25 protein-coding genes are annotated in these 25,677 nt (G+C 41.5%); 15 read left to right on the top strand and 10 right to left on the bottom strand.

All coding sequences use genetic code 11. The annotated features are described in order from the left end of the window. Positions 1-73: 73 nt before the first annotated feature. The 3 genes from MHI58_RS18415 to MHI58_RS18405 all read right to left on the bottom strand — a co-directional run bounded on the left by MHI58_RS18415 (position 74) and on the right by MHI58_RS18405 (position 2,930). Positions 74-1,612, bottom strand: coding sequence for a cation acetate symporter (locus MHI58_RS18415; RefSeq protein ID WP_045033814.1), 1,539 nt, complete (start codon positions 1,610-1,612; stop codon positions 74-76). Beyond that, positions 1,609-1,923, bottom strand: a complete 315-nt coding sequence (locus tag MHI58_RS18410; RefSeq protein ID WP_024719499.1) for a DUF485 domain-containing protein — start codon at positions 1,921-1,923, stop codon at positions 1,609-1,611. Before MHI58_RS18410 ends, MHI58_RS18415 begins: the two co-directional genes overlap by 4 nt. Positions 1,924-2,258: 335 nt before the next feature. Beyond that, positions 2,259-2,930 carry a hypothetical protein gene (locus tag MHI58_RS18405; RefSeq protein WP_045033816.1) on the bottom strand — a complete coding sequence of 224 codons (672 nt, stop codon included), beginning with the start codon at positions 2,928-2,930 and terminating at the stop codon, positions 2,259-2,261. 728 nt (positions 2,931-3,658) lie between these two features. Between MHI58_RS18405 and MHI58_RS18400 the strand changes: the two genes are divergently transcribed. Together MHI58_RS18400 and MHI58_RS18395 are read left to right on the top strand one after the other, a co-directional pair. Next, positions 3,659-4,786 carry a RapH N-terminal domain-containing protein gene (locus tag MHI58_RS18400; RefSeq protein WP_041507960.1) on the top strand — a complete coding sequence of 376 codons (1,128 nt, stop codon included), beginning with the start codon at positions 3,659-3,661 and terminating at the stop codon, positions 4,784-4,786. Beyond that, entirely contained in the window at positions 4,776-5,060 is a 285-nt protein-coding gene (locus MHI58_RS18395) for a hypothetical protein (RefSeq protein WP_017360144.1), read from the top strand. The genes MHI58_RS18400 and MHI58_RS18395 overlap by 11 nt, the downstream gene beginning before the upstream one ends. Before the next feature lie 341 nt (positions 5,061-5,401). Here MHI58_RS18395 and MHI58_RS18390 read toward each other — a convergent pair whose 3' ends face one another. The 3 genes from MHI58_RS18390 to MHI58_RS18380 form a co-directional block, all read right to left on the bottom strand. Then, positions 5,402-6,070: a glycosyltransferase family protein gene (locus tag MHI58_RS18390; RefSeq protein ID WP_045033819.1), complete on the bottom strand. Its 669-nt coding sequence runs from the start codon at positions 6,068-6,070 to the stop codon at positions 5,402-5,404. Next, the gene (locus MHI58_RS18385; protein WP_024719497.1) at positions 6,063-6,752 is read right to left on the bottom strand and encodes a bifunctional 2-polyprenyl-6-hydroxyphenol methylase/3-demethylubiquinol 3-O-methyltransferase UbiG; all 690 of its coding nucleotides are present in this window, start codon (positions 6,750-6,752) and stop codon (positions 6,063-6,065) included. The genes MHI58_RS18390 and MHI58_RS18385 overlap by 8 nt, the downstream gene beginning before the upstream one ends. Before the next feature lie 298 nt (positions 6,753-7,050). Continuing rightward, positions 7,051-7,191 carry an anti-repressor SinI family protein gene (locus MHI58_RS18380; RefSeq protein ID WP_008345506.1) on the bottom strand — a complete coding sequence of 47 codons (141 nt, stop codon included), beginning with the start codon at positions 7,189-7,191 and terminating at the stop codon, positions 7,051-7,053. A gap of 458 nt (positions 7,192-7,649) precedes the next feature. On the opposite strand from MHI58_RS18380, the gene MHI58_RS18375 reads away from it, so the two are divergent. Next, the gene (locus tag MHI58_RS18375; RefSeq protein ID WP_024719496.1) at positions 7,650-8,033 is read left to right on the top strand and encodes a GtrA family protein; all 384 of its coding nucleotides are present in this window, start codon (positions 7,650-7,652) and stop codon (positions 8,031-8,033) included. A 26-nt stretch (positions 8,034-8,059) separates the two neighbouring features. After that, on the top strand, positions 8,060-8,317 hold the full coding sequence (locus MHI58_RS18370) for a hypothetical protein (protein WP_008345502.1): 258 nt from the start codon (positions 8,060-8,062) through the stop codon (positions 8,315-8,317). Between the two features lie 34 nt (positions 8,318-8,351). On the opposite strand, the gene MHI58_RS18365 is transcribed toward MHI58_RS18370, so the two are convergent. After that, positions 8,352-9,197, bottom strand: a complete 846-nt coding sequence (locus tag MHI58_RS18365; protein ID WP_007497828.1) for an AraC family transcriptional regulator — start codon at positions 9,195-9,197, stop codon at positions 8,352-8,354. A 175-nt stretch (positions 9,198-9,372) separates the two neighbouring features. Here MHI58_RS18365 and MHI58_RS18360 point away from each other — a divergent pair, with 175 nt between their 5' ends. From MHI58_RS18360 to qoxD, 8 genes are all read left to right on the top strand, one after another. Continuing rightward, on the top strand, positions 9,373-10,557 hold the full coding sequence (locus tag MHI58_RS18360) for a galactokinase (RefSeq protein WP_082055535.1): 1,185 nt from the start codon (positions 9,373-9,375) through the stop codon (positions 10,555-10,557). Further along, positions 10,557-11,549 carry a UDP-glucose 4-epimerase GalE gene (galE, locus tag MHI58_RS18355; RefSeq protein WP_017368288.1) on the top strand — a complete coding sequence of 331 codons (993 nt, stop codon included), beginning with the start codon at positions 10,557-10,559 and terminating at the stop codon, positions 11,547-11,549. Before MHI58_RS18360 ends, galE begins: the two co-directional genes overlap by 1 nt. Before the next feature lie 31 nt (positions 11,550-11,580). After that, positions 11,581-13,101, top strand: a complete 1,521-nt coding sequence (galT, locus tag MHI58_RS18350; RefSeq protein ID WP_045033821.1) for a UDP-glucose--hexose-1-phosphate uridylyltransferase — start codon at positions 11,581-11,583, stop codon at positions 13,099-13,101. A 7-nt stretch (positions 13,102-13,108) separates the two neighbouring features. After that, positions 13,109-14,191 carry a Xaa-Pro peptidase family protein gene (locus MHI58_RS18345; protein ID WP_045033823.1) on the top strand — a complete coding sequence of 361 codons (1,083 nt, stop codon included), beginning with the start codon at positions 13,109-13,111 and terminating at the stop codon, positions 14,189-14,191. Positions 14,192-14,704: 513 nt separating this feature from the next. Next, entirely contained in the window at positions 14,705-15,661 is a 957-nt protein-coding gene (qoxA, locus tag MHI58_RS18340) for a cytochrome aa3 quinol oxidase subunit II (RefSeq protein ID WP_089374137.1), read from the top strand. Between the two features lie 27 nt (positions 15,662-15,688). Continuing rightward, positions 15,689-17,647 (top strand): cytochrome aa3 quinol oxidase subunit I, encoded by a 1,959-nt coding sequence (gene qoxB, locus MHI58_RS18335; protein ID WP_045033825.1) that lies wholly within the window; start codon positions 15,689-15,691, stop codon positions 17,645-17,647. Beyond that, positions 17,647-18,264: a cytochrome aa3 quinol oxidase subunit III gene (gene qoxC, locus MHI58_RS18330; RefSeq protein WP_007497820.1), complete on the top strand. Its 618-nt coding sequence runs from the start codon at positions 17,647-17,649 to the stop codon at positions 18,262-18,264. Before qoxB ends, qoxC begins: the two co-directional genes overlap by 1 nt. A gap of 1 nt (position 18,265) precedes the next feature. Beyond that, on the top strand, positions 18,266-18,646 hold the full coding sequence (gene qoxD, locus MHI58_RS18325; protein WP_007497818.1) for a cytochrome aa3 quinol oxidase subunit IV: 381 nt from the start codon (positions 18,266-18,268) through the stop codon (positions 18,644-18,646). A gap of 77 nt (positions 18,647-18,723) precedes the next feature. Here qoxD and MHI58_RS18320 read toward each other — a convergent pair whose 3' ends face one another. Further along, a complete protein-coding gene (locus tag MHI58_RS18320; RefSeq protein WP_008345491.1) occupies positions 18,724-18,987 on the bottom strand; it encodes a spore morphogenesis/germination protein YwcE in 264 nt (87 codons plus the stop codon). 475 nt (positions 18,988-19,462) lie between these two features. On the opposite strand from MHI58_RS18320, the gene MHI58_RS18315 reads away from it, so the two are divergent. The 3 genes from MHI58_RS18315 to MHI58_RS18305 all read left to right on the top strand — a co-directional run bounded on the left by MHI58_RS18315 (position 19,463) and on the right by MHI58_RS18305 (position 22,593). Next, complete coding sequence (locus MHI58_RS18315; protein ID WP_008345489.1) at positions 19,463-20,674, top strand: FtsW/RodA/SpoVE family cell cycle protein; 1,212 nt, start codon at positions 19,463-19,465, stop codon at positions 20,672-20,674. Positions 20,675-20,784: 110 nt separating this feature from the next. Beyond that, positions 20,785-21,534, top strand: coding sequence for an oxygen-insensitive NADPH nitroreductase (gene nfsA / locus MHI58_RS18310; RefSeq protein WP_017368283.1), 750 nt, complete (start codon positions 20,785-20,787; stop codon positions 21,532-21,534). A 54-nt stretch (positions 21,535-21,588) separates the two neighbouring features. Further along, positions 21,589-22,593: an LLM class flavin-dependent oxidoreductase gene (locus MHI58_RS18305; protein ID WP_045034055.1), complete on the top strand. Its 1,005-nt coding sequence runs from the start codon at positions 21,589-21,591 to the stop codon at positions 22,591-22,593. An 11-nt stretch (positions 22,594-22,604) separates the two neighbouring features. On the opposite strand, the gene MHI58_RS18300 is transcribed toward MHI58_RS18305, so the two are convergent. Continuing rightward, positions 22,605-22,832: a hypothetical protein gene (locus MHI58_RS18300; RefSeq protein ID WP_024719490.1), complete on the bottom strand. Its 228-nt coding sequence runs from the start codon at positions 22,830-22,832 to the stop codon at positions 22,605-22,607. A gap of 81 nt (positions 22,833-22,913) precedes the next feature. Beyond that, entirely contained in the window at positions 22,914-25,337 is a 2,424-nt protein-coding gene (locus MHI58_RS18295; protein WP_024719489.1) for a S8 family serine peptidase, read from the bottom strand. Positions 25,338-25,677: the final 340 nt, after the last annotated feature.

The following is a 25,677-nucleotide window of genomic DNA, read 5'->3' as shown; positions in this document are numbered from 1 at the left end:
TATCCCATATTGAGTACAGTTTTGAAATAGCAAGAACACTGAAAAAGCCGGCAGAGCAGCCGGCTTTTTTTCATCAATCTGTATCCATATGCATACCTGTGTGTGCTTTTACTTGAATTTCTGTAAAGGTGTCTTCATCTGCTTTTTCAGAGGAAAAAATGGTGCCTAAGTAAGCCGCAAGGAATCCGAGCGGGATCGAGATAATCCCAGGGTTCGATAGTGGGATAAGCGGCTCTCCTGTGAAAATGGCTGCCCCTGATGGGTCCCAGACGCTTGGGCTGAGTGACACGATCAGGAGTGCGCTCAGAAGACCTGTTAAGCTTCCTGCGATAGCACCTATTGAGTTAAATCGTTTCCAAAAGACAGTGAAGATAATCAACGGTAAATTCGCACTTGCTGCCACTGCGAAGGCAAGTGACACAAGAAAAGCGACGTTTAAAGATTGCGCAAATAATGCAAGAATGATGGAAAGGATGGCCACGCCGATAGAAGCAAAGCGTGCCGCCTTCACCTGTTCCCGTTCACTCGCTTTCCCTTTGCGGATAATCTGGCTATAAAAGTCATGAGCAAAGGCAGACGCGGCTGATAAAACGAGACCGGTGACCACTGCCAGTATAGTCGCAAAGGCAATAGCGGAAACAAAGGCAAATAATAAATCTCCCCCTAGGGCCTGTGCAAGCAGTGGTGCTGCCATGTTTCCTGCTGCATCGGCTGCCGTAATTGCATCTGTTCCGACAAAAGCAGCGGCACCGAAGCCGAGGAAAACCGTCATTAAATAAAAAATCCCGATTATCCACGTAGCGGATAGAACAGATTTACGCGCAGAAATGGCATCCTTTACCGTATAAAAACGGATCAAAATATGCGGCAAACCTGCTGTTCCAAGCACAAGTGCAAGGTTCAGAGACAGGGTCTCTAAAGGCACATCATATTTATTTCCCGGGTGAAGAAAAGCTTCACCAAGCGGGGTCGCTGTTTTCATCTGTTCAAACATCTTCAGCAGACTAAAATCAAATTTGGCAAACACAAGCAGCGAAATAATCAGCGTGCCCAGCATGAGAAGCACAGCTTTCGTGATCTGTACCCAGCTTGTTGCGATCATGCCGCCAAACACGACATAAATGGTCATCAAGACACCTACGATCAGCACCGCAATCCAGTAATCAATGCCAAGAAGCAGCTTGATTAATGCACCTGCCCCAACAAGCTGCGCAATCATATAAAAAGTTGAGACTGTGATTGTGTTAAATGCGGCTACCCCTCGAATGGCAGGACGCTTAAATCGTGCAGCAATCATATCAGCCATCGTATATTTTCCTAGATTTCGCAGTGGTTCAGCCACGACATAAAGGACGACAAGATACGCTACAAGAAAACCAATACTATAGAAAAAGCCGTCAAATCCATTTAAGGCGATCATGCCGGCGATCCCTAAAAATGAAGCAGCAGACATATAGTCCCCGGCAATGGCAAGGCCATTTTGAAATCCAGTCAGTCCGCCGCCTGCGGTGTAAAAATCACTCGCATTGCTTGTTTTTTTCGCAGCAAAATACGTGATGACCAATGTGAGCCCTACGATCGCTATGAATAAAATAAAAGCGGTCATACTCATTCGTCATCACCTCTCGATTCAACTTTTAAAGCGCTTACATATTTGTCGAACTGAGCTGCTTTTTTTGCATAAAGCCCACATAAAACCCATGTCATCACAAATTGCGTGAGGGCAAATAACCAAGCCCACGTGATCGCTCCAATTGCTGGCGTGTTCAAAAAGGTGAAGTAGGATGTAGCAACCGGAAGTGAAAAGTAAAAGAGAAAAAAGAAAATCGTCATCGGTACGATAAATCTGCGTTTTTCCTCAAGAAGTTTTCGAAAATCCTTTGAAGCGGCAACCTTCTTATAATGAACGTTTTTGTCTGCCATTGTTTCCTCCTTTGTACGAATTAGGGACAAGGTACTCCAATGCATATGAGACGATCTGGTTGTTTATGACAGTATATCATAAAAAAGGCACCCGAAAAGGGTGATTAGCCTGATCAATTGTGGATATAAATATTGGGAAAATGAAAATAAACACAAGAAGCTGGAAATCAAATATAAGATCAAAGAAAAAAACTCTGTGATATCCATTGTCACATGGTCTGTAGATTCGATTTAGCAAATGAAACATTTGAGGTCATGATACGTTGGCATATTAACATCAAGAATTACATTACATAAACATGTAGAGAAGCAGGCTGATGGAACCTGCTTCTTTTTTAATATTTTTTCCCGAGACGTGTCGTATGTGTAACTGTTTTAACATGTTTTTTACGCTTTGAATCTTTGTAGACAGATAGGACAAATTTGTTGTTCCAGTAACCATTTTTCGGGCTGTAGTATGTTTTGAATGTGTAATGAAAGACTTTTTGACCTGTGGATCCTGAAGCTGAAGTTACTGCTGAAGCGATTAAAGCTACTGCTTTCAGTGTCAAGACTGCGCCAGCTATAGCACCGGTCCCTGTTGGTATTGCTAAGATCGCACCTGTCACAACAACTATGATAGCAACAGTGATGTTGAATTTATTTTTAAAGTTTTTTACAAGTCTCCATTGGTAATCTTTGTTTGACTTTGAGCTAACCTCACCGTCTTCATTGATCAATTCTTTGCCAGCTTCTTTAAACTCCTCTAACTCTACTAGTTCATTGTTGATACGGAGTTCTTCTTTTTCCCGGTCATAAGAGACGGTATCTATTTGTTCACCATTATCAATCGTTATTGTTTGAGTGCTGCCTTTAACTACAGAATTGAAAGTATGTAGTTTGCCTTCAATTTCAGTTTGATAAGATTCTTTAATTCCTTGAGGTTCTAGGGTTACTGCGGCTACGGTTTGTAATGGAACTGTTAAAAATAGCGTCAGGCCTAAAAGTCCGATTATGAACTTTTTCATTTTGGATATTTCCCCCTTGTTTTTTGTGCAATAATAAACATATGGATAAAAAATGCTTTTCTTTTAAAAAAAGTTAATTGAGGAGTGATTGATGTGTTTTGGAATTGGGTAGTAGGCATGATCGGGATAATCATAGGGGCTTGTATCTTTGCAACGGAGTTCGAAGATGCTACTTTCTTCACTCGCTTTATTTTCAAGCTTATTGCGATTTTACTTCTTGTGTTTTCAGTGGCTTTTATTAAGTGGCGGCGTAAAAAAATACAACAGCATAATAATTCATAGTACTCCCTCCTTTTTTGACATGTTTTCATCCTATCATTGATCGGTTTGAATTTGGGAATTCATTGGAAAATTTCTTTTTGGGTTGCGGTGACCGCAATTTAGGTTCTTTTATAAGGAAGGCGAATGTATGATGACGGTAATATCAGTATTGATGATGTTAAATGGTGCTTGTTATTTTGCTGTCGTTTTCTTTTTAATGAGTTTCCCATTCATCATAATAAAGAACAGGCTGAAGAGCCTGTTTTTTTGTTATTTAAAATACATGGCGCCTATTTCAAAAACACCACTGCGATTGCGTATAAAAACCGATATGTCTTGTTCCCTACCTGCATAAAAAAGTGCTTGCGCTATGCCGAAAATTTTACAAATCATTGGATAAATAGGGTTTTATTAGGAATTGATGTGCTAACATTTATTAAAAATTGGTTTTCTAGGGGGGATTGTAAATGGCGTCTATACCGTCTCCAGTTGTGGCAATCAAGATAAATGAATGGTATAAGCATATAAAAAGATTCAATGTTAAAGAGGCTCAGAAGCTAAGAGAAGAGGTTAGAAAAGAAATCGATGTCATGGAAGAAGATGAACAGGCGGTTCTTTATTTTCAGTTGATGGAGTTCCGTCATCAATTGATGACAGACTATGTGCAGCCTTCTAAAGAACCACTTGAAAAATCGGATTACTTGAAAGCTATAGAAGGACAAGGAAAGAAGATGTCAGCCATTCTTGAATACTATTTTAATTTTTTTCAAGGGATGTATGAATTCAAAAAAGGAGAGTTTATTAGAGCTATTGTGTTCTATAAGCGCGCGGAAAAGCGCCTAGAGCAAGTAGGGGATGAGTTAGAGAGAGCGGAATTTTATTATAAATTATCAGAAGTGTTTTATCACATGAAACAGACGCACGTGTCTATGTATTACGTTGGTCTTTCTTATGATACTTATAAGGCACATAAGAGCAATTCTCTTTATATGATTCGAGAAATTAATTGTCTAACTGTTATGGCAGGTAATTTCATTGATTTTGAATGCAGAGAAAAGGCGCTTCCTCATTTATTGTCAGCTTTAGAAAAATCTAAGGCAATGTCTAATAAGCCAATGATTGTGAAGTCATTATTTAATATTGGGTGTTGTTTTAAAGGATTAGGTGATTTTAATAGGGCACTAGCTTATTTTAATCAGGTTATTCTAGAAGGAGAGCCTATTAATGCTACAGAGTTGCTTTTGGTTTATTATGAATTATCGTTATTTCATTTGAGTCAAAAGGAATTTATTGAGGGTGAAAGATTTTTCAAAAGAGGCTTGGAAGAAGCGAAGAATAGAAAAAACGATCTATTTTTATCGTTACTGATGGTATTGGACATTTTATTTTTAAAAACAGCAAACCTAAGTGAAGTCTTGAGCTCATTGGAAAAATTAGAGAATGAGAGGGGTTATCCATACATGGAAGACCTAGCGCTCGAAGCGGCTCGGTACTATAATGAGAATGGGCGTATGGATGAATCTGTAAAAATGTATGAAAAAGTGATGTACGCCCGAAAACAAATCCAAAGGGGCGACTGTTCATATGAATTTTAAAACGGTTCTTACTGGTTTTTTGAGTGCTTCAGCATTGCTAGGTGTGATCTCATTATCATCTGTCGATTTTGATGTGAATTCAAGAAATGCTACTTCTCCAGAATCCACTGATCTGACTGTAAGAAATGCTACAGGCAGTAGCGTTACTACTGAGGATTTTCCTCTTATAACTTTATCTCAACAAGATAACGATTTTGCTGTGAGGAATGGAACCCGTTCTAGTGAAAATCCTGATGTTCGTTTTGGAACCCGTGATTCTAGATTATCTACTTGATGAATCAAACAGATCTTTAGGGTCTGTCAGGCTGTCGAGAAAATCTCGACAGCCTAATTGTCCCCCTTAAAATTTACATCTCCTCATTTTATAATAAAGAAAAGCATGTACAATAACGGATCGGAAAGGTTATTGGTTCTACAAATCAGATCCGAAAGCATGAGCTCCGTGTCCTTTTCTTGAAAGCTGCACAAGATCTCAAAAGCACCAAAAGGCCATTTCAAGACATGTGTGGAAGGCCTTTTCATTCATTCTCACCTAACATCATGACGTGGAAAATAAAAAAGAATGTAGAAAAACAGGAGTTTCTCTACATTCTGGGCACCCGAAAAGGGTGCTTTCTACCGATAATGCGCAAGAAATGTTTGTCTTGCTTTTTCATATGCTTCTGCATCAAAATGATCTCCGCATTTGTGAATACACCAGGGCTCCACTTGCCTTGCAATCCCAACCTCATATCCCTGCTGTGCAAACTCAAAAGACTGTGACACATCATAAAAATGAAACCCGTCTAAGAGGTCCTCACGCCACTTGATATCATATTGTGTTGCCATAAAAAGACCGTCAATAGCAGAAGCTTTGATATAACCTTGGGGCTCTGTCTGTGGATGACCAGATTCAAACGTCAGTAGCTGATAGGTGTCGTGCCGATATTCAATGACTTTCCCTCTGCAATCATGGCTCTCCCACCAGATTCCATTGTCTGGCACACTTTCTGCACCTATTACCCCAAGCATGCCAAGTGACGGATTCTGCAAGAAAAGTGGGATCAGCTCGAGAAGCATATGCTGTTTGACGATGAGTGTATCTTGATGAAGATAAATTTTAAACTGTGCAGGATGAGTGAGAGCTTCATTGTATGCAGAGGTCATACTTGATGCATGTCTAATGGGCAAAACCTCTACATGATACCCGTGCGGAGCAGGAAGTGAAGCGAGCTGCCGGAAGCAAGCTTGAAACATCGACTCATCATTTACACATAAAACAAATAAGATGGTGGGGCTACTCATTGAGTTGAACCGCCTCAACCACGTATTGATAGGCTGTCGCTGCCTCGTTAAAATCAAAACGGATGCCATGTTTTACGAGTAATTCATGTAGATCATTCATGACGCCCGTATAGGAAGGGTGTTGTACACGAATGGTTTCAAGCTCACGAACATGAAACCCGGCTGACTGAAAGAGGGCATGAATTTCGTGAAGGGTAAAGAAGCGTAAATGTGTTTGATCCATTAACCCTGCATCTGTATAAGTAAATCTCCCGGCTAGTAATTCTAAAACCGTTGAAATATGACCAATATTCGGAATGGAAGACAAGATGGCCCCTTCCCTTTTTAGAAAGGGTTTGACCTTTTTTAAAACGGCCCAAGGGTCCAATAAATGTTCAAGAACATCTCCGAAAATGATGCAGTCAAATTGTTCATGCTGATAAGGCAGCGCCATCTGTTCAATATTGCCGCATAAAACATGATCCAGCGCTTTCTCAGCCTGCTTTGCCGCATCTTCAAAAGATTCAATTCCATATATGGTACGGTCTTGTTGTTTTAGGACTTTGCCAAGCTGACCTGTGCCGCATCCGATATCCAAGATAGACGTCCATTCCTTGCGAATACGATGGACAATCACAGGGTTCACACCGTGATAATATTGATCCTTCTTTTGATGATAATAAGATAGGGAATCTGAACTCACGCGCCACCCACCTTTCTTCTTTCTTGTGTCTTATGCTTAATATATGGGTGGGGAGCTTGGTTTTATAACGAAAATGGGCAATTTTCATGAATGACAGCTAAAAAGGGGTCATATAAAGAACAGGGAACGGACTGTCCTCCTAAAAATAGAAAGACAGAACCCCATTGAGTGGAAGGGATTGGTATGATGAGGTGTTCAATTATTGTAGCGTATCGTCATGAAAGGATGTTTAAAAGGTCAATTGACAGGTTAGAACTTTAGCCAAAGCAATCTGAAAGACAAAGGATAACGGCGTTGATTACGGTTTGTTTATCATCTTCTGATCACCGTTGGATGTTAAAAAAGCTTGTATTTCCTCGATGCCTAGTCCAATTTTTTTCGCTTCTTGAATCAAATAAACCCACTCTTCGTCAACTCTTCTTTTCACTTGCGTATCCATAATATCCTCCAGTTCAATAAGACATATTCATCTGCAACCAATGACTTGAACAAACCGTCTAGTAACTGTACGTGTATGTGAATGGAGTACAAAAATAGATTTTTGTCGAAAAATGATGACATTTAACCTATTTTGTAAAATCTATCACCTACCACGTCCCTAAAAAAATGACTAAAAAACCCATAAATATTGAATTCTTACTTCTCATAATAAACAATTGTAAAGTCAGTTAAAAGATTATAAATTAAAATAATGATAAAGACCTAAATCATTTGACTCATATAAACCAATAAGGTTGACATATGCCATCAGCGTGAACAAATTTCATCTTTACAGGACGCACATATTGTTCGTTTGGGAAGTTCTTCTTAAGATGGTATTCTAAAAGAAACAGAATTCACCAAGAAGGAATGAAGAAAGACATGTATAGCCTTTTTCAAAAGTATCAAGAAGTTGTCATGTATCTGATCATGGGTGTGTGTACAACCATTGTCAACATAGTCAGCTTCTATTTATTCGTTGAGATGTTTTCTATGGATTACAAAACAGCAACGGTTGTTTCATGGGTATTTGCTGTGCTCTTTGCTTATATCACCAATAAGAAGTATGTCTTCAAGCAAAAGGCTCGTGACACAAAAAGCCTAATGCGTGAGCTTTCTTCATTTTTTAGTGTCCGTCTCATGTCTCTAGGTGTAGATCTGGGGCTGATGATTTTATTTGTGAGCCAAATGGCGCTCAACGAAACCGTCGCAAAAATTCTTGTTAACTTTGTGATTGTCGTGGTCAATTATGTCGCCAGTAAATGGTTCGTCTTCAAGAAAACAAAAGAAGATGCGATTTAACACATGAAAAAGATAGGTGATGTGAAATGAGCAGCAGGCCAGACGAATTATATGATGCCATATATCAACAAACAGAAAAGCAGCATGAACAAGTGTTGAGGCTAGTCAAAGAAATGACCGCACATCCAGAAGCATTTTCTGAACAAGAAAAGGAAAAGATCAACCGGATGGACATTGCGCTTCAAACAGCAACGGACATTTTAGAAAATTTAATGACCCCTGATACGCAAATGACCATTGTTTTAAGACAAGGGAGAATTCGTGTTGACCTGACGAAAGCGTAAAAGAAGCAGCCAATTGAAAAGCGGCTGCTTTTTATTATGCATCGCTTGTTTCCCGGAGTTGCTTTGGAGACATGCCGATTTTCTTTCGAAAGACTTTATTCAAGTAATTCGCGTTTCGGTAGCCGCACTGTATGGCGATTTCTTCAATCGAGTATTTCGTTGTTTTCAGTAACGTTTCCGCCTTTTCTAAACGAATATTGGTTAAATAATGAATCGGTGTGAAGCCAGTTGCCTTTTTGAATTCCCTCGTAAAATGACTTTTGGATAAACGTGCCGCAGCTGCCATATCGTCAGGCCCAATCTCCTCGTGAAAATGGTGGCTTGCAAATAAGGCCGCTTGGACGATGGGCTCAGGCCATTTCTCCATTTGTCCCTCAAGCTTTGGCAAATATGAATACAGTTCCATGACAAATTGATAAGCAAGGCTAGACCCCTCAAATGGATTGGTAATCCGTCTTTCACTGGCTTCATCATAAATCTTCTTTAGCAGGCGGATCGGTTTGGAATTCGGATGAAAACGCATGACCTGCTTTCCTTGATCGATAAATTGATCAAAGCAAAGGTCACAGGCTTCCCCATAAAGTGTTAAATAGAGAAATTCCCAATGTTCACTGTCTTCTGGAAAATAGTATTGATAAGCACTGGGACTTTTCACCAGAAAGGCCTGTCCAGGCAATACTTTGAATCGTTTCTGTCCGATTTCAATCATGCCGTGTCCAGACAGTGTGAGCTGAAAGATGCACTTGCCCTGATCCTTCCGCTCTACGCCATTCCAGCTGTATAACGAAGATGATTGAACTTCCCAGCCAACAGACCAGATTTGGGCCGGCAATGTCACATCAGAATGGTGAAAACGAAATGCAAATGCTTCTTTCTTCAAATTGGAAACCCTCCTTCACAGCAAAAAACAACCTTTTTCTATTTTGAATCATGTTACACCTCATATCTCATCGTACCACTCACAGCAAAAAAAGGGTATTTTTTAACGATTTTTTTACCATTGAACTTCAGCTGACAGGGCAACTAAAATAAGATTATCAGAAGAGAAAAGGGGAATGGATATGATCGACACATTACGAGCAGCATTTTACCAGCAATTTGGAGATCAAGAAGAACTCCGTTATTTTTTCGCCCCAGGCAGAGTCAATCTAATTGGTGAACACACAGATTATAATGGAGGTCATGTCTTTCCTTGCGCACTCACTCTTGGTACATATGCTGCGGGTGCAAGGCGGTCAGATGGACGAGTTAGAATGTATTCCTTGAATTTTGAAGAAGAAGGTGTGAAAGAGTTCGACCTTTTTGAAATCGCTTTCGCAGAATCGGACGGCTGGGCGAACTATCCGAAGGGAGTATTCCAACAGTTTATCGAAGCAGGCATGGATGTGAAAGAAGGCTTTGATATTGTGTATGCTGGCAATATTCCAAATGGCGCAGGTCTGTCATCTTCTGCCTCTATTGAGCTCGTCACGGCTGTCTTGATCAATGAATGGTCGTCATTCGGCGTAACGCAAATCGACCTAGCCCTTCTTGCGCAGCGTGCTGAAAATGAGTTTATTGGTGTGAACTGCGGCATTATGGATCAATTTTCAATTAGTCTTGGAAAAGACGGTCACGCTATTTTGCTCAATTGTGACACGCTTTCCTTTGAATACAGCCCATTTCGGCAAGAGGGTCTGGCACTTGTCATTGCCAATACAAATAAAAAACGAACACTTGCAGATTCCAAATACAATGAACGCCGTTCAGAATGTCAATCTGCTTTAAGCGATCTTAGAAAAGAATTAGATATCGGTCATTTATGTGAGCTCACGGAGGATGAATTCGCTAAGCATGACCATTTGATACAAGATGAAACGTGTAGAAGACGTGCAAGACATGCCATCACGGAAAACGAGAGGACCATGAAAGCAGTAAATTTTCTAAAAGATGATAAAATGGAAGAACTAGGTGCTCTCATGAAGGCGTCTCACCTTTCTTTAAAGAATGATTATGAAGTCACTGGGCTTGAGCTAGATGCACTGGCCGAAGCCGCATGGCAGCATCCAGGGGCGATTGGTTCCCGTATGACAGGTGCTGGCTTTGGGGGCTGTACCGTCAGCATTGTGAAAGAAGAGCTACTGGACTCATTTATAGAAGAAACAGGTGCGATTTATCAAGAAAAAATAGGCATTCAAGCCTCTTTTTACACAGCTGGAATTGGAGGCGGCGCTAGAGAATTAACGAAGGAGGAATTTTGATGGCAATTTTAGTATGTGGGGGAGCAGGTTTTATTGGCAGTCATGCGGTAGCGGCTCTTTTGGCTAAAGGAGAACAAGTGGTGATTGTGGATAATTTGCAGACAGGTCATAAAGAGGCAGTCGTAAAGGGTGCCGTATTAGAAGAGGGAGATTTAAGGGATCACGCTTTTTTAAGACGTGTTTTTCAAACACATGACATTGAAGCGGTCATGCACTTTGCGGCAGATTCACTTGTTGGAGAAAGTGTAACAGACCCGCTGAAGTACTATGACAACAACGTCGGAGGGGCAACGGCTTTACTTCAGGTGATGAATGAATTTGATGTGAAACGCATTGTATTCTCTTCAACTGCTGCGACATATGGTGAACCAAAGCGTGTACCGATCGTTGAAACGGATGAGACGAACCCAACGAATCCTTATGGGGAAACAAAGCTCGCGATTGAAAAAATGCTGAAGTGGTCTGAGCAGGCATATGGTATCGAATACGTTGTGCTTCGCTATTTTAATGTAGCCGGTGCTCATACAGAAGGGATTGTCGGTGAAGATCATCAGCCAGAAACGCATTTAATCCCAATTATTCTGCAAGTGGCATTAGGAAAACGTGATCAAATCATGATTTACGGTGAGGATTATGAAACAGAGGATGGCACATGCATTAGAGACTACATTCATGTCATGGATTTAGTAGAGGCGCACATTCTAGCGGTTGAGCGTCTGCGTGAAGGAAAAGGAAGCGCGACGTACAACTTAGGGAACGGCACAGGCTTCTCTGTAAAGCAGGTCGTAGAAGCCGCAAGAGAAGTGACAGGTCATGCCATTCCAGCACAGGTGGCAGAAAGACGTGCGGGTGATCCAGCTAAGCTGATTGCTTCATCAGAAAAAGCGCTGAAAGAACTAGGATGGAAGCCGCAATATGCAGATCTCCACACCATCATTCAAAGTGCATGGGATTGGTTTCAGAAACATCCAGATGGCTATCAAAGTGAGTAACGTGTAGCAGGCAGGGGAGGAGACAAAGGGAATGGCGATTGATATTTTTGAAAAGCTAGAACAGCTGATTCAATATGGGGTTAATAAAGAGCTGATATCACCACTAGATATGGATTATACAAGGAACCGGCTGCTAGAGGTGCTTGGTCTCGATGATGCTGAGCCAAGAACAGTCTCAGGAGACAGCGACCTTGAAGACATCTTAATGCCGATGCTCGATTGGGCAGTTGAAACAGGTCTTATTCCTGACGGGACAGATACGTATCGTGATTTATTAGATGCCAAAATCATGGGCTGCTTGGTGGCGCCTCCGAGTGTCATCTATGCAAAGTTTGAAGAGAAACGCAAGCATTGCGGACCAAAGGCAGCGACAAGCTGGTTTTATGAAATGCAGCAGCATGCCCACTATATTCATACAGGAAGAATCGCCAAAAATGTGCGGTGGTTTACACCGACAGAAGATGGTGAGCTTGAGATCACGATTAATCTATCGAAACCGGAAAAGGACCCAAAAGCGATCGCTGAAGCCAAACAGCTGAGTCAAAAGCAATATCCTCTTTGTCTCCTTTGTAAAGAAAACGTTGGGTTTGGGGGACGCATCAATCACCCAGCAAGACAGAATCACCGGATTATTCCGGTGACACTTACAAATGAGTCGTGGTTTATGCAATTCTCGCCGTATGTGTATTACAACGAACATTGTATTGTGTTCAAGGGCGAGCATGAACCAATGCAGATATCTAAAAAGACCTTCGAGCGTCTGCTTTCCTTCATATCTATATATCCGCACTATTTCATAGGATCAAATGCTGATCTTCCCATTGTTGGAGGCAGCATATTAAGTCATGACCACTTTCAAGGTGGTGCTCATGAATTTCCGATGGCGAAAGCAAAGATGGAAGAAGTGTTTTCTCTCGAAAAGTTTCCGAGGGTGAAGGCGGGTATTGTGAAATGGCCGATGTCAGTGATCAGGCTTCAAAGCAGCGACCAGCAGACGCTTGCGGAGGCAGCGGATTTTATATTACATGAGTGGAAAATGTATTCAGATCCAGAAGCGGGTCTGTTCTCTCATACAGGAGAGACCCCGCACAATACCATTACACCAATTGCACGTCGTCATGGGGATGAGTACGAATTAGATCTCGTGCTACGAAATAACCGTACAGACAAGCAGCACCCAGGCGGAATCTTCCACCCGCACAAAGAAGTTCATCATATTAAAAAAGAGAATATCGGTTTAATTGAGGTCATGGGTCTCGCCGTCCTTCCTGGAAGATTAGCAGAGGAATTAAGCCTGCTAAAAGCAGCGCTGCTATCCAAACACCCTCTTGAAGAAATCAAAGCCTGCCCGTCTATCATGAAGCACGAGTCATGGGCAGAGCGTCTGATCGAAGAGAATACCTTTACGAAGGACAACGTAGAAGCCATTTTACAAAAAGAAATCGGCCTCATTTTTTCTCGTATACTCGCGCAGGCGGGTGTGTTTAAAAGAACAGAGCAAGGGAAAACAGCATTTAAACGTTTCATTCAAACACTCCATACAGGCAGGTGATGAGTTGATGATTGAACAGGTAAGAACTTTAATGGAAGAAAAACAACTCGATGGTATTCTGATTCAAAAGCGTAATAACTTTTCTTGGCTTACAGGAGGAAGAAGAAACCACATTGTGTTAAACACGCCAGAGGGCGTTTGTCAGCTACTTGTGTTGAAAGACGATATTGTCTTAGTTGTGAATCAAATGGAAGAAAAACGAATCATTGAAGAAGAAATGGCGTATTTTGACCATCCCTTTCAGGTCGTCACAATGGATTGGTTTGAGGATGAGAATCCTTACATTCAAACACTCATAAAAGACAAACGAATCGGTGCAGACATTCAAATGGAAGGAGTGGAATGGATCGAACCCGATTTGTCTCGTGTTCGATCGATCCTTTCAGCGCCACAGCTCAGCCAATATGAAACCCTTTGTCATGAAACAGCTGTTATTGTAGAAAGTGTCTGTCAAGAAATCGTTCCAGGACAGACGGAGCATGAAATTGCTTCGCTTGTTGCTCAAAGAGCGATAGGGCAGGGGATGACGATAGAAGTGCTGCTTGTGGCAACAGATGACCGGATTCATCAATATCGCCACCCGATCCCAACAGAAAAAGCACTTCAAAAACATGCACTGGTTGTCCTTTGTGCTGAACGGCATGGACTCGTGGCAAATGTCACAAGATCTGTTTACTTTGGACAGCTACCAAAGGAGCTTGAAGAAAACAAGGAAAGGCTTGCGCGAATTGACACGGTCATGAATGCGGCTACTCGTCCAGGGAACACCATTGGAGCTGTATTGAAGGCCGGCATTGCTCAATATGAAAAAGAAGGATTTCCTGATAGCTGGAAAAAGCTTCACCAAGGAGGCAAGACTGGATTTGTGTCTAGAGAGATCATTGCAGTTCCTACATCGGTGGAAGAGATCCAGTTTCATCAAGTATTCACTTGGAATCCTTCCTTACCAGGATTGAAATCAGAAGATACGATGGTCGTTGAGAAAGAAGGAAATCGCTTTTTAACCTATACAGGCAAATGGACGTATATAGACATAGAACATGAAGGAAGCATCTATAGACGACCAGACATTTTGGTGAGAGACGAATAATGAGAAGCCGGCGATGAGCCGGTTTTTTGCTGGAAGTCTTTAGTGAGTTTCCACTCATTTATCACCATTACCAATCATTACAGCGCATAGGCGGAGGATCGATACTTTCTTTTCTTGTCGACTTGCGTTAAAATGAGTAAGGTTTTTGTTAAATATGGGGATACCTATTTCAGAATTGTTTACCTAGATAAAATTTCATAAAGTTAAATTGAAATTTGACCAAACTTTTTTATTGTGGTAAACCTAAATTTGACAAAGTTCTTGATTGTATGTCCTTTGCCTTCAACTCTCAACTTTTCAAAATCCTAGAAATTTATTGTGTGTGCAATAATATAAATTTATGGCGAATTTATGACATTTCAATAGAAATCTGTTGAAAAATAAATGAACTTTTGAAAAAAGGGGAGCTAACTCCAACAGATTTTGATAGCATTACAAAGGGAAGAAAAGTTTTCGAAGGCAGATGGCTTTTCACAATTATTCAGCAATTTATACATTATTTAAGGAAGGATGGTGATCTTCTTGTTCAGAGCCATTAAACCTATGCTTTTATTAGCGATGCTCGTGAGTGTTTTTGTATTAGGAGGTTGCAGCAATATCGCTGTTTTAGATCCTAAAGGACCAGTCGCAGCACAACAAAAAGACTTAATCCTATTATCTATTGGATTCATGCTCTTTATCGTTGGTGCGGTATTTGTACTGTTTACCATCATTTTGGTTAAATACCGTGAGCGTAAGGACGTTGGAAACGCCTCTTATAACCCAGAACTACACGGGAATACGCTTCTAGAAGTTGTCTGGACAGTGATCCCAATATTAATCGTTGCTGCCCTTTCAGTTCCAACTGTAAAAACCATTTACTCTTTGGAAGAGGCGCCTCAAGCAACAAGTCATAAAGATCCACTTGTCGTTTATGCTACAGCAGTTGATTGGAAATGGATCTTCAGCTATCCAGAGGAAAATATTGAAACAGTGAACTACTTAAACATTCCAAAAGATCAGCCGGTTTTATTCAAAATCACTTCCGCTGATACAATGGCATCACTATGGATTCCTCAGCTAGGCGGGGAGAAGTATGCGATGGCTGGAATGGAAATGGAACAATATCTTCAAGCTGATGAAGTAGGCACGTATGAAGGAAGAAACGCCAACTTTACAGGCGAAGGCTTTGCCCAGCAAAAATTCAAAGTCAATGCGATGACGCAGTCTGACTATGATAAATGGGTAAATAAAACGAAAAAAGAAGCACCAAAGTTAACGAAGAAAACGTATGACTACTTGATGCTTCCTGATGCTGCAGATGTGCAGACATTCTCATCAACACATTTATCTTTTGCGAAGCACGGAGAGGATTCTGAATATGCACTCCAAGCACGCAAACGTTTAGGTTACCAATCAGTTTCTCCGCATTCCAAGACAGATCCTTTCGAGAATGTGAAGAACTATAAAAGAAAACTAGAAAACGAATAAACTGACTAAGGAAAGGAGGAGGCCGTTATGCATTTAAAATGGGATGAGTTTTTTGTAACTGGAGACCCATTAATTCTTGGTGCGCAAATTTCTATCGCTCTTACTTCCATTGCCATCGTGTTTGTTTTAACCTACTTCAAAAAGTGGAAATGGCTCTGGAAAGAATGGCTGACATCAGTTGATCATAAAAAGCTTGGAATCATGTATATCCTTTCTGCTGTGATTATGTTCTTCCGCGGTGGGGTAGACGGACTGATGATGCGCGCGCAGCTGGCGCTTCCTAATAATACGTTTTTAGATTCAAACCACTATAATGAAATTTTCACAACGCATGGTACGATCATGATTTTATTCATGGCGATGCCATTCTTAATTGGTTTAATCAACGTCGTGGTTCCTCTTCAAATTGGTGCACGTGACGTTGCATTCCCGTATTTGAACAACTTGAGCTTCTGGACATTTATGGTCGGAGCAATGCTGTTCAACATTTCCTTCGTTATTGGAGGATCACCAAGTGCAGGCTGGACGAGTTACATGCCGCTCGCCGGAAATGATTTCTCACCAGGACCTGGACAGAACTACTACTTGCTCGGGCTCCAAATTGCAGGTATTGGTACACTAATGACAGGTATTAACTTCATGGTGACCATCTTAAAAATGCGTACAAAAGGTATGACGCTTATGCGTATGCCGATGTTTACATGGACAACATTGATCACGTCTGTCATTATCGTTTTCGCATTCCCTGTTTTAACAGTTGCTTTAGCACTTATGACATTCGATCGTTTATTCGGTTCAGCATTCTTTACACTCGAAGCGGGCGGTATGCCAATGCTTTGGGCGAACCTTTTCTGGATTTGGGGACATCCTGAGGTATATATCGTGATCCTGCCGGCTTTCGGTATTTTCTCAGAAATCTTTGCGACGTTCTCAAGAAAGCAGTTGTTTGGTTACAAAGCGATGGTTGTATCGATTGTGGCAATCTCTGTTCTTAGTTTCCTTGTGTGGGTTCACCACTTCTTTACAATGGGGAACAGTGCAGCGGTTAACTCATTCTTCTCGATCACAACAATGGCGATTTCTGTACCAACAGGTGTGAAAATCTTTAACTGGCTCTTTACAATGTATCGAGGCCGTATCAGCTTTACATCCCCAATGCTTTGGGCACTTGGTTTCATCCCGAACTTCGTAATCGGTGGTGTGACTGGGGTTATGCTTGCGATGGCAGCTGCGGATTACCAGTACCATAACACGTACTTCCTTGTATCCCACTTCCACTATGTATTAATCGCAGGTACTGTATTTGCTTGTTTTGCAGGTCTTGTTTTCTGGTATCCGAAAATGTTTGGTTACAAGTTAAACGAACGAATCGGCAAATGGTTCTTCTGGGTATTCATGATCGGATTTAACATCTGTTTCTTCCCGCAGTACTTCTTAGGACTGCAAGGGATGCCAAGACGTATTTATACGTATGGACCAGAAGATGGCTGGACTGCACTAAACTTTATTTCAACAATTGGTGCATTCATGATGGGTATCGGATTCATCATCCTTTGCTATAACATTTACTACAGCTGGAGACACGCGAAACGTGAAGTGTCTGGAGACAGCTGGGGAGAAGGACGTACACTTGACTGGGCGACATCTTCTGCAATTCCGCCGCATTATAACTTTGCAGCACTTCCAGAAGTGACGACACCAGATGCATTCCATCATTGGAAGCAAAACAATGTTGACGTTCATCCTGAAAAAGAATTCAAGAAAATTCACATGCCGCACAATTCAGGCAGACCGCTAATCATGTCTGCATTCTTCGGACTTGGTGCATTCGGTCTTGTATTTGAATGGTACTGGATTGGCGTTATCGGCTTAATCGGTGTATTCGCTACAATGATTTTACGTTCATTTGAATATGACGATGGCTACTATATTCCTGTTGAAGAAGTGATTGAAACAGAGAAAAAGAATAAGGAGGCGCAGAAGTAATGGGACATAATGATAGCAGCTATGCAAATGCACCGCTTGAATATCAGTCTGAAACAGGACGTTTAAACATCCTTGGTTTCTGGATATTCCTTGGCGCGGAAATCGTGTTATTCTCAACACTTTTTGCGACCTACTTTGTTCTTCATGGCAGAACAGCTGGCGGCGTTTTGCCAGCTGAGCTATTTGATATGAAGCTTGTATTGATCATGACATTCCTGCTATTGGTGAGTTCATTTACATGTGGGATTGCCGTTCATGAAATGCGCCGTGGAAGTACAAAAGGGGTTGTCATTTGGACGATTCTGACACTGCTTCTAGGTGCAGGTTTCGTTGGTTTTGAGATTTTCGAATTCTTCCATTATGTACATGAGGGTGCGAGCATCCATACAAGTGCATACTGGTCTGCATTCTTTGTTCTTTTAGGAACTCACGGATTACACGTATCCATCGGTATCTTCTGGATTACAGGTGTCTTGTTCCAAATTAAAAAACGTGGATTAACACCACAAACAGCAGCGAAGATCTTTATCTCAAGTCTATACTGGCATTTCCTTGATGTTGTATGGATTTTCATCTTCACAGCTGTGTACTTGATCGGATTAGGGGGGCTTTTGTGATATGGCTGGAAAAACACATTCCTCAGCAGAGCACGAACACTTCCCTTGGAAACACGTAGTCGGCTTCATCCTTTCCATTGTGCTAACCATCTTAGCATTCTGGATTGCCATCGGAGCTGAAATTGGCAGTTCCGCAAAACTATGGATTATCTTTGGTTTTGCCTTCATTCAAGCATTCTTGCAGCTGTTCATGTTTATGCATATGACAGAGAGCGAGAACGGAACTGTTCAAGTCGGAAATACTTTGTTTGGTCTGTTCTGTGCGATCATTTTCGTCATCGGGTCTGTATGGATCTTCGCGGCTCACTACAGCCACGGAGAGAACAGCAAAGACGGTTATTCACCATCTGCGCCAAAGCAGTCTGAGCATTCAGAGAAATAATAAAAAACCACTCATCTTTCATAGGTGAGTGGTTTTTATGCTGATTGTGATAACGCTTCCAATTGATGATGCAATATCTATCTGCTGCTGAATCTTTTGCGAATGAATGGAAGTCCATAGATGAGGAATGCTGCAATGTGAGCCAGAATCACGTTAATGGCAAAGAATGCGATCATGAAGGTATGTCCTGCTGGAGATAAACTGCTTGTCATGTAAAGACCGAAGAAAATCCACATAATCATGATGGGTGGAATAGATGCTAATGCAATCTTTCTGTTTTCCAACCATAAAAACAGGGGTGTAGCTGTTGCAATACATAGGTACGCAAAGAACATATCCATCGTATCCAACTCCTTTGTAAGTTGATGTTCAATTCAAATGAGAGGTCAGGATGCAATTGTGTCTGTTTTTAGGAGATATTGTGAACATTTTGTTACAAATATTATACCACAATTGACTTTGAAGTAAACTCAATAATTGGAAAATGGGCCTTATTCCGCAGAAATTGTTTTTTTCTTATACCTCAGTTAAGCTTATGCTGGCAAGATGTTAACCTTTCATATCGCCACATAAGTCATTGAATTTTCCCCTTAAAATCTGTAAAATAATCTTTTTAAAGGACTTATGATCGGTTGTCATGATAGAGTAGAAAGGGATTTTTTCCTATTATTAGGATGAAAAGTATTTCATTTTTTGAAATTAGAATGGAACCTTTCAGGTGTCACTTCCGTCATATTTAAGGTGAGTTGCTTTTGTGAAAATTTCAATCTAATATAAATAAGGGCTTTTATGTTTTGTAATAAGGGTGGTTAGTTCATGAACAAGCAGAATACATCTCCTTACTATCAAGGAGATTTGATTTTTATATTTTTAGCCTTCTTTGCCATCAGTGTCATCGCTATTTATGCTGCGGGACAGTTTGGGCAATATGGATCTAATGCATGGACCAGACAGATCATTTACTACATGGTCGGGGTCATCTGTATTGTGGCTATTAATTACTTCGATCTGGAACAATTAGAAAAGTTAAGCTTATATATTTTTATAGGCGGCATTATGCTCTTAATTCTTTTAAAAATTGCTCCTGCACAAATTGCAGGTCATGATTTTGCTCCAATTAAAAATGGTGCGAAAAGTTGGTTTGTGTTACCGGGAATTGGAACATTTCAGCCTTCAGAATTCATGAAAATTGGTTTGATTATGATGCTCGCCTCTGTCATTGGGAAGGCAACCCCAAGAGGAAAACGAACATTAGAAGATGATATTTTCCTACTATTAAAAATTGCTGGCGTGGCTGCTGTACCAGTCGGACTCATCTTTTTGCAAGATGCAGGTACGGCTGCGGTATGTATGTTTATTGTCGTTGTCATGGTCTTTTTATCAGGGGTCAACTGGAAATTGATCTCTCTCATCGGTTCAGTGGTTGTGCTCTTAGTTGCCGCTGTGTTAGCCGTGATTATTCTATTCCCTGATTTCGCACAAAAGATCGGGATTCAGCAGTATCAGATCAACCGGATTACCGCTTGGCTGCCTGATAGTTCTTCGACAGCTAACCAAGCCCAGACACAGGATGCATCTGGATCGGATAAATATCAAGTCGAGCAAGCCATTATGGCAATTGGGGCAGGACAAATTTTCGGGAACGGTGTTAAGAACTTAAAAGTATATGTTCCAGAAGCTCAGACAGATATGATTTTTTCTATCATAGGGGAAGCTTTTGGTTTTGTCGGCTGCGCATTTGTGGTCATCATGTTCTTCTTCCTGATTTATCGGCTTGTTGTGCTGATTGACCGTATCCATCCTTATAGCCGGTTTGCGTCATTTTTCTGTGTAGGATATACAGCATTGATTGTCATCCATACATTCCAGAACATTGGCATGAACATAGGCGTCATGCCTGTAACGGGGATACCGCTCTTATTCATCAGCTTCGGGGGAAGCTCTGTTTTATCTGTTCTTATTGGATTTGGTATCGCCTATAATGCAAGTGTTCAATTAACGAAATATCAAAGTTATTTATTTAAATAAAACGGGTAAAGGGCAGTCTAAGCGTAGGCTGCCTTTTTGGCGTGAGTTCTAACTTTTGAAAAGCAATATTCATTTGACTTATGATAGTAGGAGTGAAGGAGGTCTTCGAATTGAATAAAACGATAGAAACCATCTTAAATCATCGATCCATCCGTTCGTTTACAGATGAGCGTCTGACAGAGGAAGAGGTGCTGACACTTATCAAAAGTGCACAGGCTGCTTCGACATCAAGCTATGTACAGGCGTATAGTATCATTGGTGTAACAGATCAGGAGAAGAAGGCGAAGCTTGCTGAACTGGCTGGAAATCAGCCATACGTTGAGAAGAATGGGCATTTTTTTGTTTTCTGTGCAGACTTGAAACGCCACGACTATATCGCAAAAAAAGCAGGAAAGAACCATCAAGAAGCGCTTGAGAATACTGAAGCCTTTCTTATCAGTGTGATTGATGCGGCGCTTGCTGCGCAAAATGTCAGTGTCGCCGCAGAATCTATGGGACTTGGCATCTGCTATATCGGCGGACTGCGTAATCAGCTGAAGGAAGTATCCGAGTTACTTGAAACGCCTTCCTATGTGCTGCCGCTATTCGGTCTGGCCATAGGACATCCTGCCAATCCGTCATCTCAAAAGGAACGGCTGCCCGTTGAGCTGATCTATCATGAAAACACATATCAGCAAGACGAAGCTCATGTGGATCGTTATTTAAAAGAATACGATGATCGTATTTCATCATATTATGAAGAACGAACAAACGGTGAGAGAAAAGATACATGGTCTGAGCAAATGCTTCGAGGCTTTAGCCAGCCAAAACGTGCTTTCCTCGGAGATTTTGTGAAAGAGAAGGGCTTTAATCGAAAATAAATCAGGAAATCCCCCTTTCGAGTGAGAGAGGGGGATTTGTGTAAGAGGTGCGACATCATGAAATTAAGTATACTGGATCAATCTCCTTTGATTGGAGATGCGACGCCTGCTGAGGCACTGAAGCAAACAGTCGAGCTGGCGAAGCAGGCAGAGAAATGGGGCTATCATCGTTTTTGGGTATCAGAGCATCACTTTTCAAACCGGCTCGCAGGATCGAGTCCAGAGGTGCTTCTCGGTCATTTATCAGCTGTGACGTCACATATCCGTATTGGTTCAGGCGGCGTCATGCTGCCCCACTACAGTGCCTATAAAGTAGCAGAGAACTTCAGAGTGCTCGAAGCCTTGGCTCCGGGCAGAATTGATCTTGGCATTGGACGTGCTCCTGGAGGTATGCCGATCTCCTCCATTGCCCTTCATCATGGAGAACGGAAGCGACTTGGTGATCAATACCCTGAGCAGGTAGAAGAATTAAGGGTGTATTTACATGATTTAGCCGATGAATTTTATCCGCTGCCTCACCTGACCGCTTCTCCGAAAGTAGATACTGCCCCAGAGGTATGGATGTTAGGTTCTTCTGGAGGAAGTGCACGGCTTGCCGCAAAAGTAGGTGCAGGCTATACGTTTGCTCTTTTCATTAATGGAGAAGGCGGAGAAGACTCTGTGTCGCAGTATATCAGCCGATTTGAACCTTCGGAATTTGGTGATGAGCCGCGTGTCAGTCTTGCGGTCTTCGTTTTATGTGCAGAAACAGAGGAACAGGCAGAAAAATTGGCTGTCAGCTTAGATTTATCATTATTAGCTAACGAACAAGGACAGAACCTTGGCGGCTTTCCTTCATTTGAACAGGCAAAGGCCTATTCCTACAGTCCATATGAACAAAAACGAGTAGCAGCCAATCGGCAGAGGATGGTTGTTGGCACGCCGTCCTCTGTGAAGCAACAGCTGACAGCACTCGCAAAGGCGTATCGTACAGATGAAGTGATCGCTGTGACCATCACACATCACATACAAGACCGTCTCACATCGTATCGTTTATTAAAAGAAGCTTTTGATGCATAACGTATGTCATTTTACCATTTGCGCAGCCAATAAAAGGGATAGAGGAGCATCATGGTGAGAATAAAGGCAGCTGTCACCGCCAAGCTAAGAGGATAAATGCAGGTGGTATAGACAGTCAGTTCACATGCTTGATGAAAAGGACGAGGCTGTTTTGCATGTAAAAAGGTAAAAAAATAAACCAAGGTGATCGTGAGAAAAAAAGCCGTCATAAAAGAAACGATCCATAGCCATATCAACATGAATTTCTCTTTCCTCCATACATGATAGAAAAGCCTTGTTGAGCTGATGGGCTCATACAAGGCTTTTTATGTGATTCTTGTTTATTCAGGATAAATATCGAATGGTTCTTTCGTTTGAACCGTATCTGATTTACCTTTCAGGCTCGCATACGCAAGCATTGTATACTCACCTGCTTCTAACTTCTGTCCTTTATTGATCGTGCCATTCCATTTCACACGATGCTCTCCTTTATCAACATGTTGATAAACTCCTGCTTCACCTAAATACTCTCCATCTGTCGAGTAGACGAGGAATGCAAGATTTTCAGCACCGCCTGGGAGATAGCTGCTAATAACATAGCTTCCAGCACGGTTATCCGGCTCTACGGAAACCGAAGTGACGCGCGGGTAATCAGGCTCTTTTACAATCAATAAAGTAGGGATTTCAGTGACCTTTCTGCCATTTTCGCGAATGGTGATACTGCCTTGGTACGTTCCTTTTTTCGTTTTTCCATAATTCACTTGTACTGCGGAAGTAAAGGACCCTGTGGAATTCCCTTTCACTGTGATTTTTTTCGTGCCGTTTGTGCTAATGCCGTTGCCATCGAACTTATAATCAATGGTATAGGTTTTCGGTGCTTTTGACAGGTTTTCTACTTTGAACTTCTTCGTTTTGATTTGAACGCCCTTTTCTTTTAAGAAAGTGCCGTACGAATAGCTTGCATCAGACACAATAGAAGACGCTTGAAGTGATTCGATGATTCGAACGCTGCCTGTGCCCTGCGTATTGTGAGGGAACGGGTTACCATTTGGGTCATACAATGTTTCTGCTGTATTCATCATTAACGCTTTAATTTGTTCTGTAGAATAGGATGGTTTTGCTTGTTTAATAATCGCTGCTACTCCGGCTACATGAGGAGATGCCATGCTTGTTCCTTGCTTCGATCCATAGCCGTATGGCTGAGAAGGATCGTGTGTCGGAATGGTGCTGACAATACTCACGCCAGGTGCTGAAAGATCTGGTTTGATCATCCACGTATCGACAACAGGTCCGCGAGATGAGAAGTCAGCGACTTGTTCACTTAACTCTTTCACAAATTGAATCGAGAAAGTCGTTGTATTGTTACCAGCCTCAATGGCTTTAACAAGTGCTGTTCCTTCCGCTTTTGACAGCTTAATCGTCGGAAGGGCTAGACCTGGTACATCCACAGGGATTTCTCCATCGGTATTGTTGTACATGACAACGCCGATCGCACCAGCAGCTTTCGCATTGTCCACTTTATCAACAAAGGCAATGGCTCCACGTTCAATCACTGCCACCTTTCCTTTGACATCGATGTTTTCAAAAGCTTTTTCGTCACCGATGCCTGCTTGGACGAGTGTGACTTGTTTTTGGTCAAGTGCTTTTAAATCATTTTCTTGATAGTAGCCCATCACTTTTGCTGTTGAATAGTTCGGGAATTTCACGTTGTATAAACTGTACGGAAGCTGAGTGGCTCCGACAGAAATAGCATCTCTTGATGTCCCAGGAGATCCAACGGTCCAGCTGTTCGGCCCGCTGTTTCCATTTGATGTCACAGCGACAACCCCTTCAGACATGGCCCAATCCAGTGCGATGCTTGTTGCATAATCAGGGTTATTCACACTGTTTCCAAGAGAAAGGTTCATGACATCGGCTCCGTCAGTGACAGCCCGATCGATGCCTGCAAGGACATTTTCAGTTGTTCCTGATCCGCCTGGTCCAAGGACACGATAGGCGAGAAGGGTAGCATCTTTTGCGACACCTTTAATTTGTCCATTTGCCGCAATTGTTCCTGCGACATGTGTACCATGATCTGTCGATTCGCCTCTAGGATCTCCTTTTGGTGTTTCTTGTGGAGAATAGTCATTATCAACAAAGTCATAGCCTTTGTATAATCCGAAGTTTCCTTTTAAATCAGGGTGGGTATAATCTACTCCAGTATCAATGACAGCGACTTTTACTCCTTTTCCAGAGTAGCCGGCATCCCAAGCTTTTGGGGCACCGATAAATGGAGCACTTTTATCCATGAGTGGAGAGACATCCTCATGAGGAAGCTGGACGCTTTTCTTTTTCACTTCATCTGTTTGATATGTAACATCCGGATAAACGGCTTTTACTCCGTCAACTGCGAGCAGTTTCGGGATTTCGTTTGCAGGAAGTTTCATAGAGAAACCAGAGAAGACTTTTTCATATTCTTGACGAACACTCGCTTTATCTAACTTTTTGAGTGCTGCATTCTTTACTTTAGTTCGAGATTTTTTGAGGGAGGCTTTTGTTTGTGCTTCGCCTTCTTGCTTGGCTTCAACTAAGGATTTTTCCTTTAATTCAACAATGACAGTGGTGTGTTTTCTAGACTTAACATTGATTTCGCCGAAGATTTCTGCTTTTTCCAGTTCCACCTGTTTGTTCGATGGAGCGGCAGCAGCCTGACCTGAAAAGAATGTGGATAAGGTAAAAATAGTGGAGAACAATAGAACAGAAGAACGAGAGATTACTTTTTTCAATTAATTTTCCCCTTTCTAGCTGTGTATTTAGGGAGATAGCCTTTCTTTTTGTGGATAAATAGGAAAGATTCACTGCCCGTTATTAAGTATTCCATACGATGAAACCAATTCCTTTACTGAAATGGTCTTATTTTACATAGTCATAAAGAACTATTTTGTTTATAAAGTCACACTTATGCACAATAATCTGTTGATAACTCAATTTTTCAGATATATATATGGAAAATAAAAAAATCTCATACACAAAATCTAGTAAGAGGGTGTTGATATGTGGATAAACCCTGTTGATAAGATGTGCTTATCTTTGGGATAGTGTGTGTATAAAATTTTCATAGAAACA

The sequence above is a fragment of the Bacillus sp. FSL K6-2869 genome (assembly GCF_040869405.1).
GTDB lineage: Bacteria > Bacillota > Bacilli > Bacillales > Bacillaceae > Bacillus > Bacillus altitudinis.
This window is presented reverse-complemented; position numbering and strand designations above follow the sequence as displayed.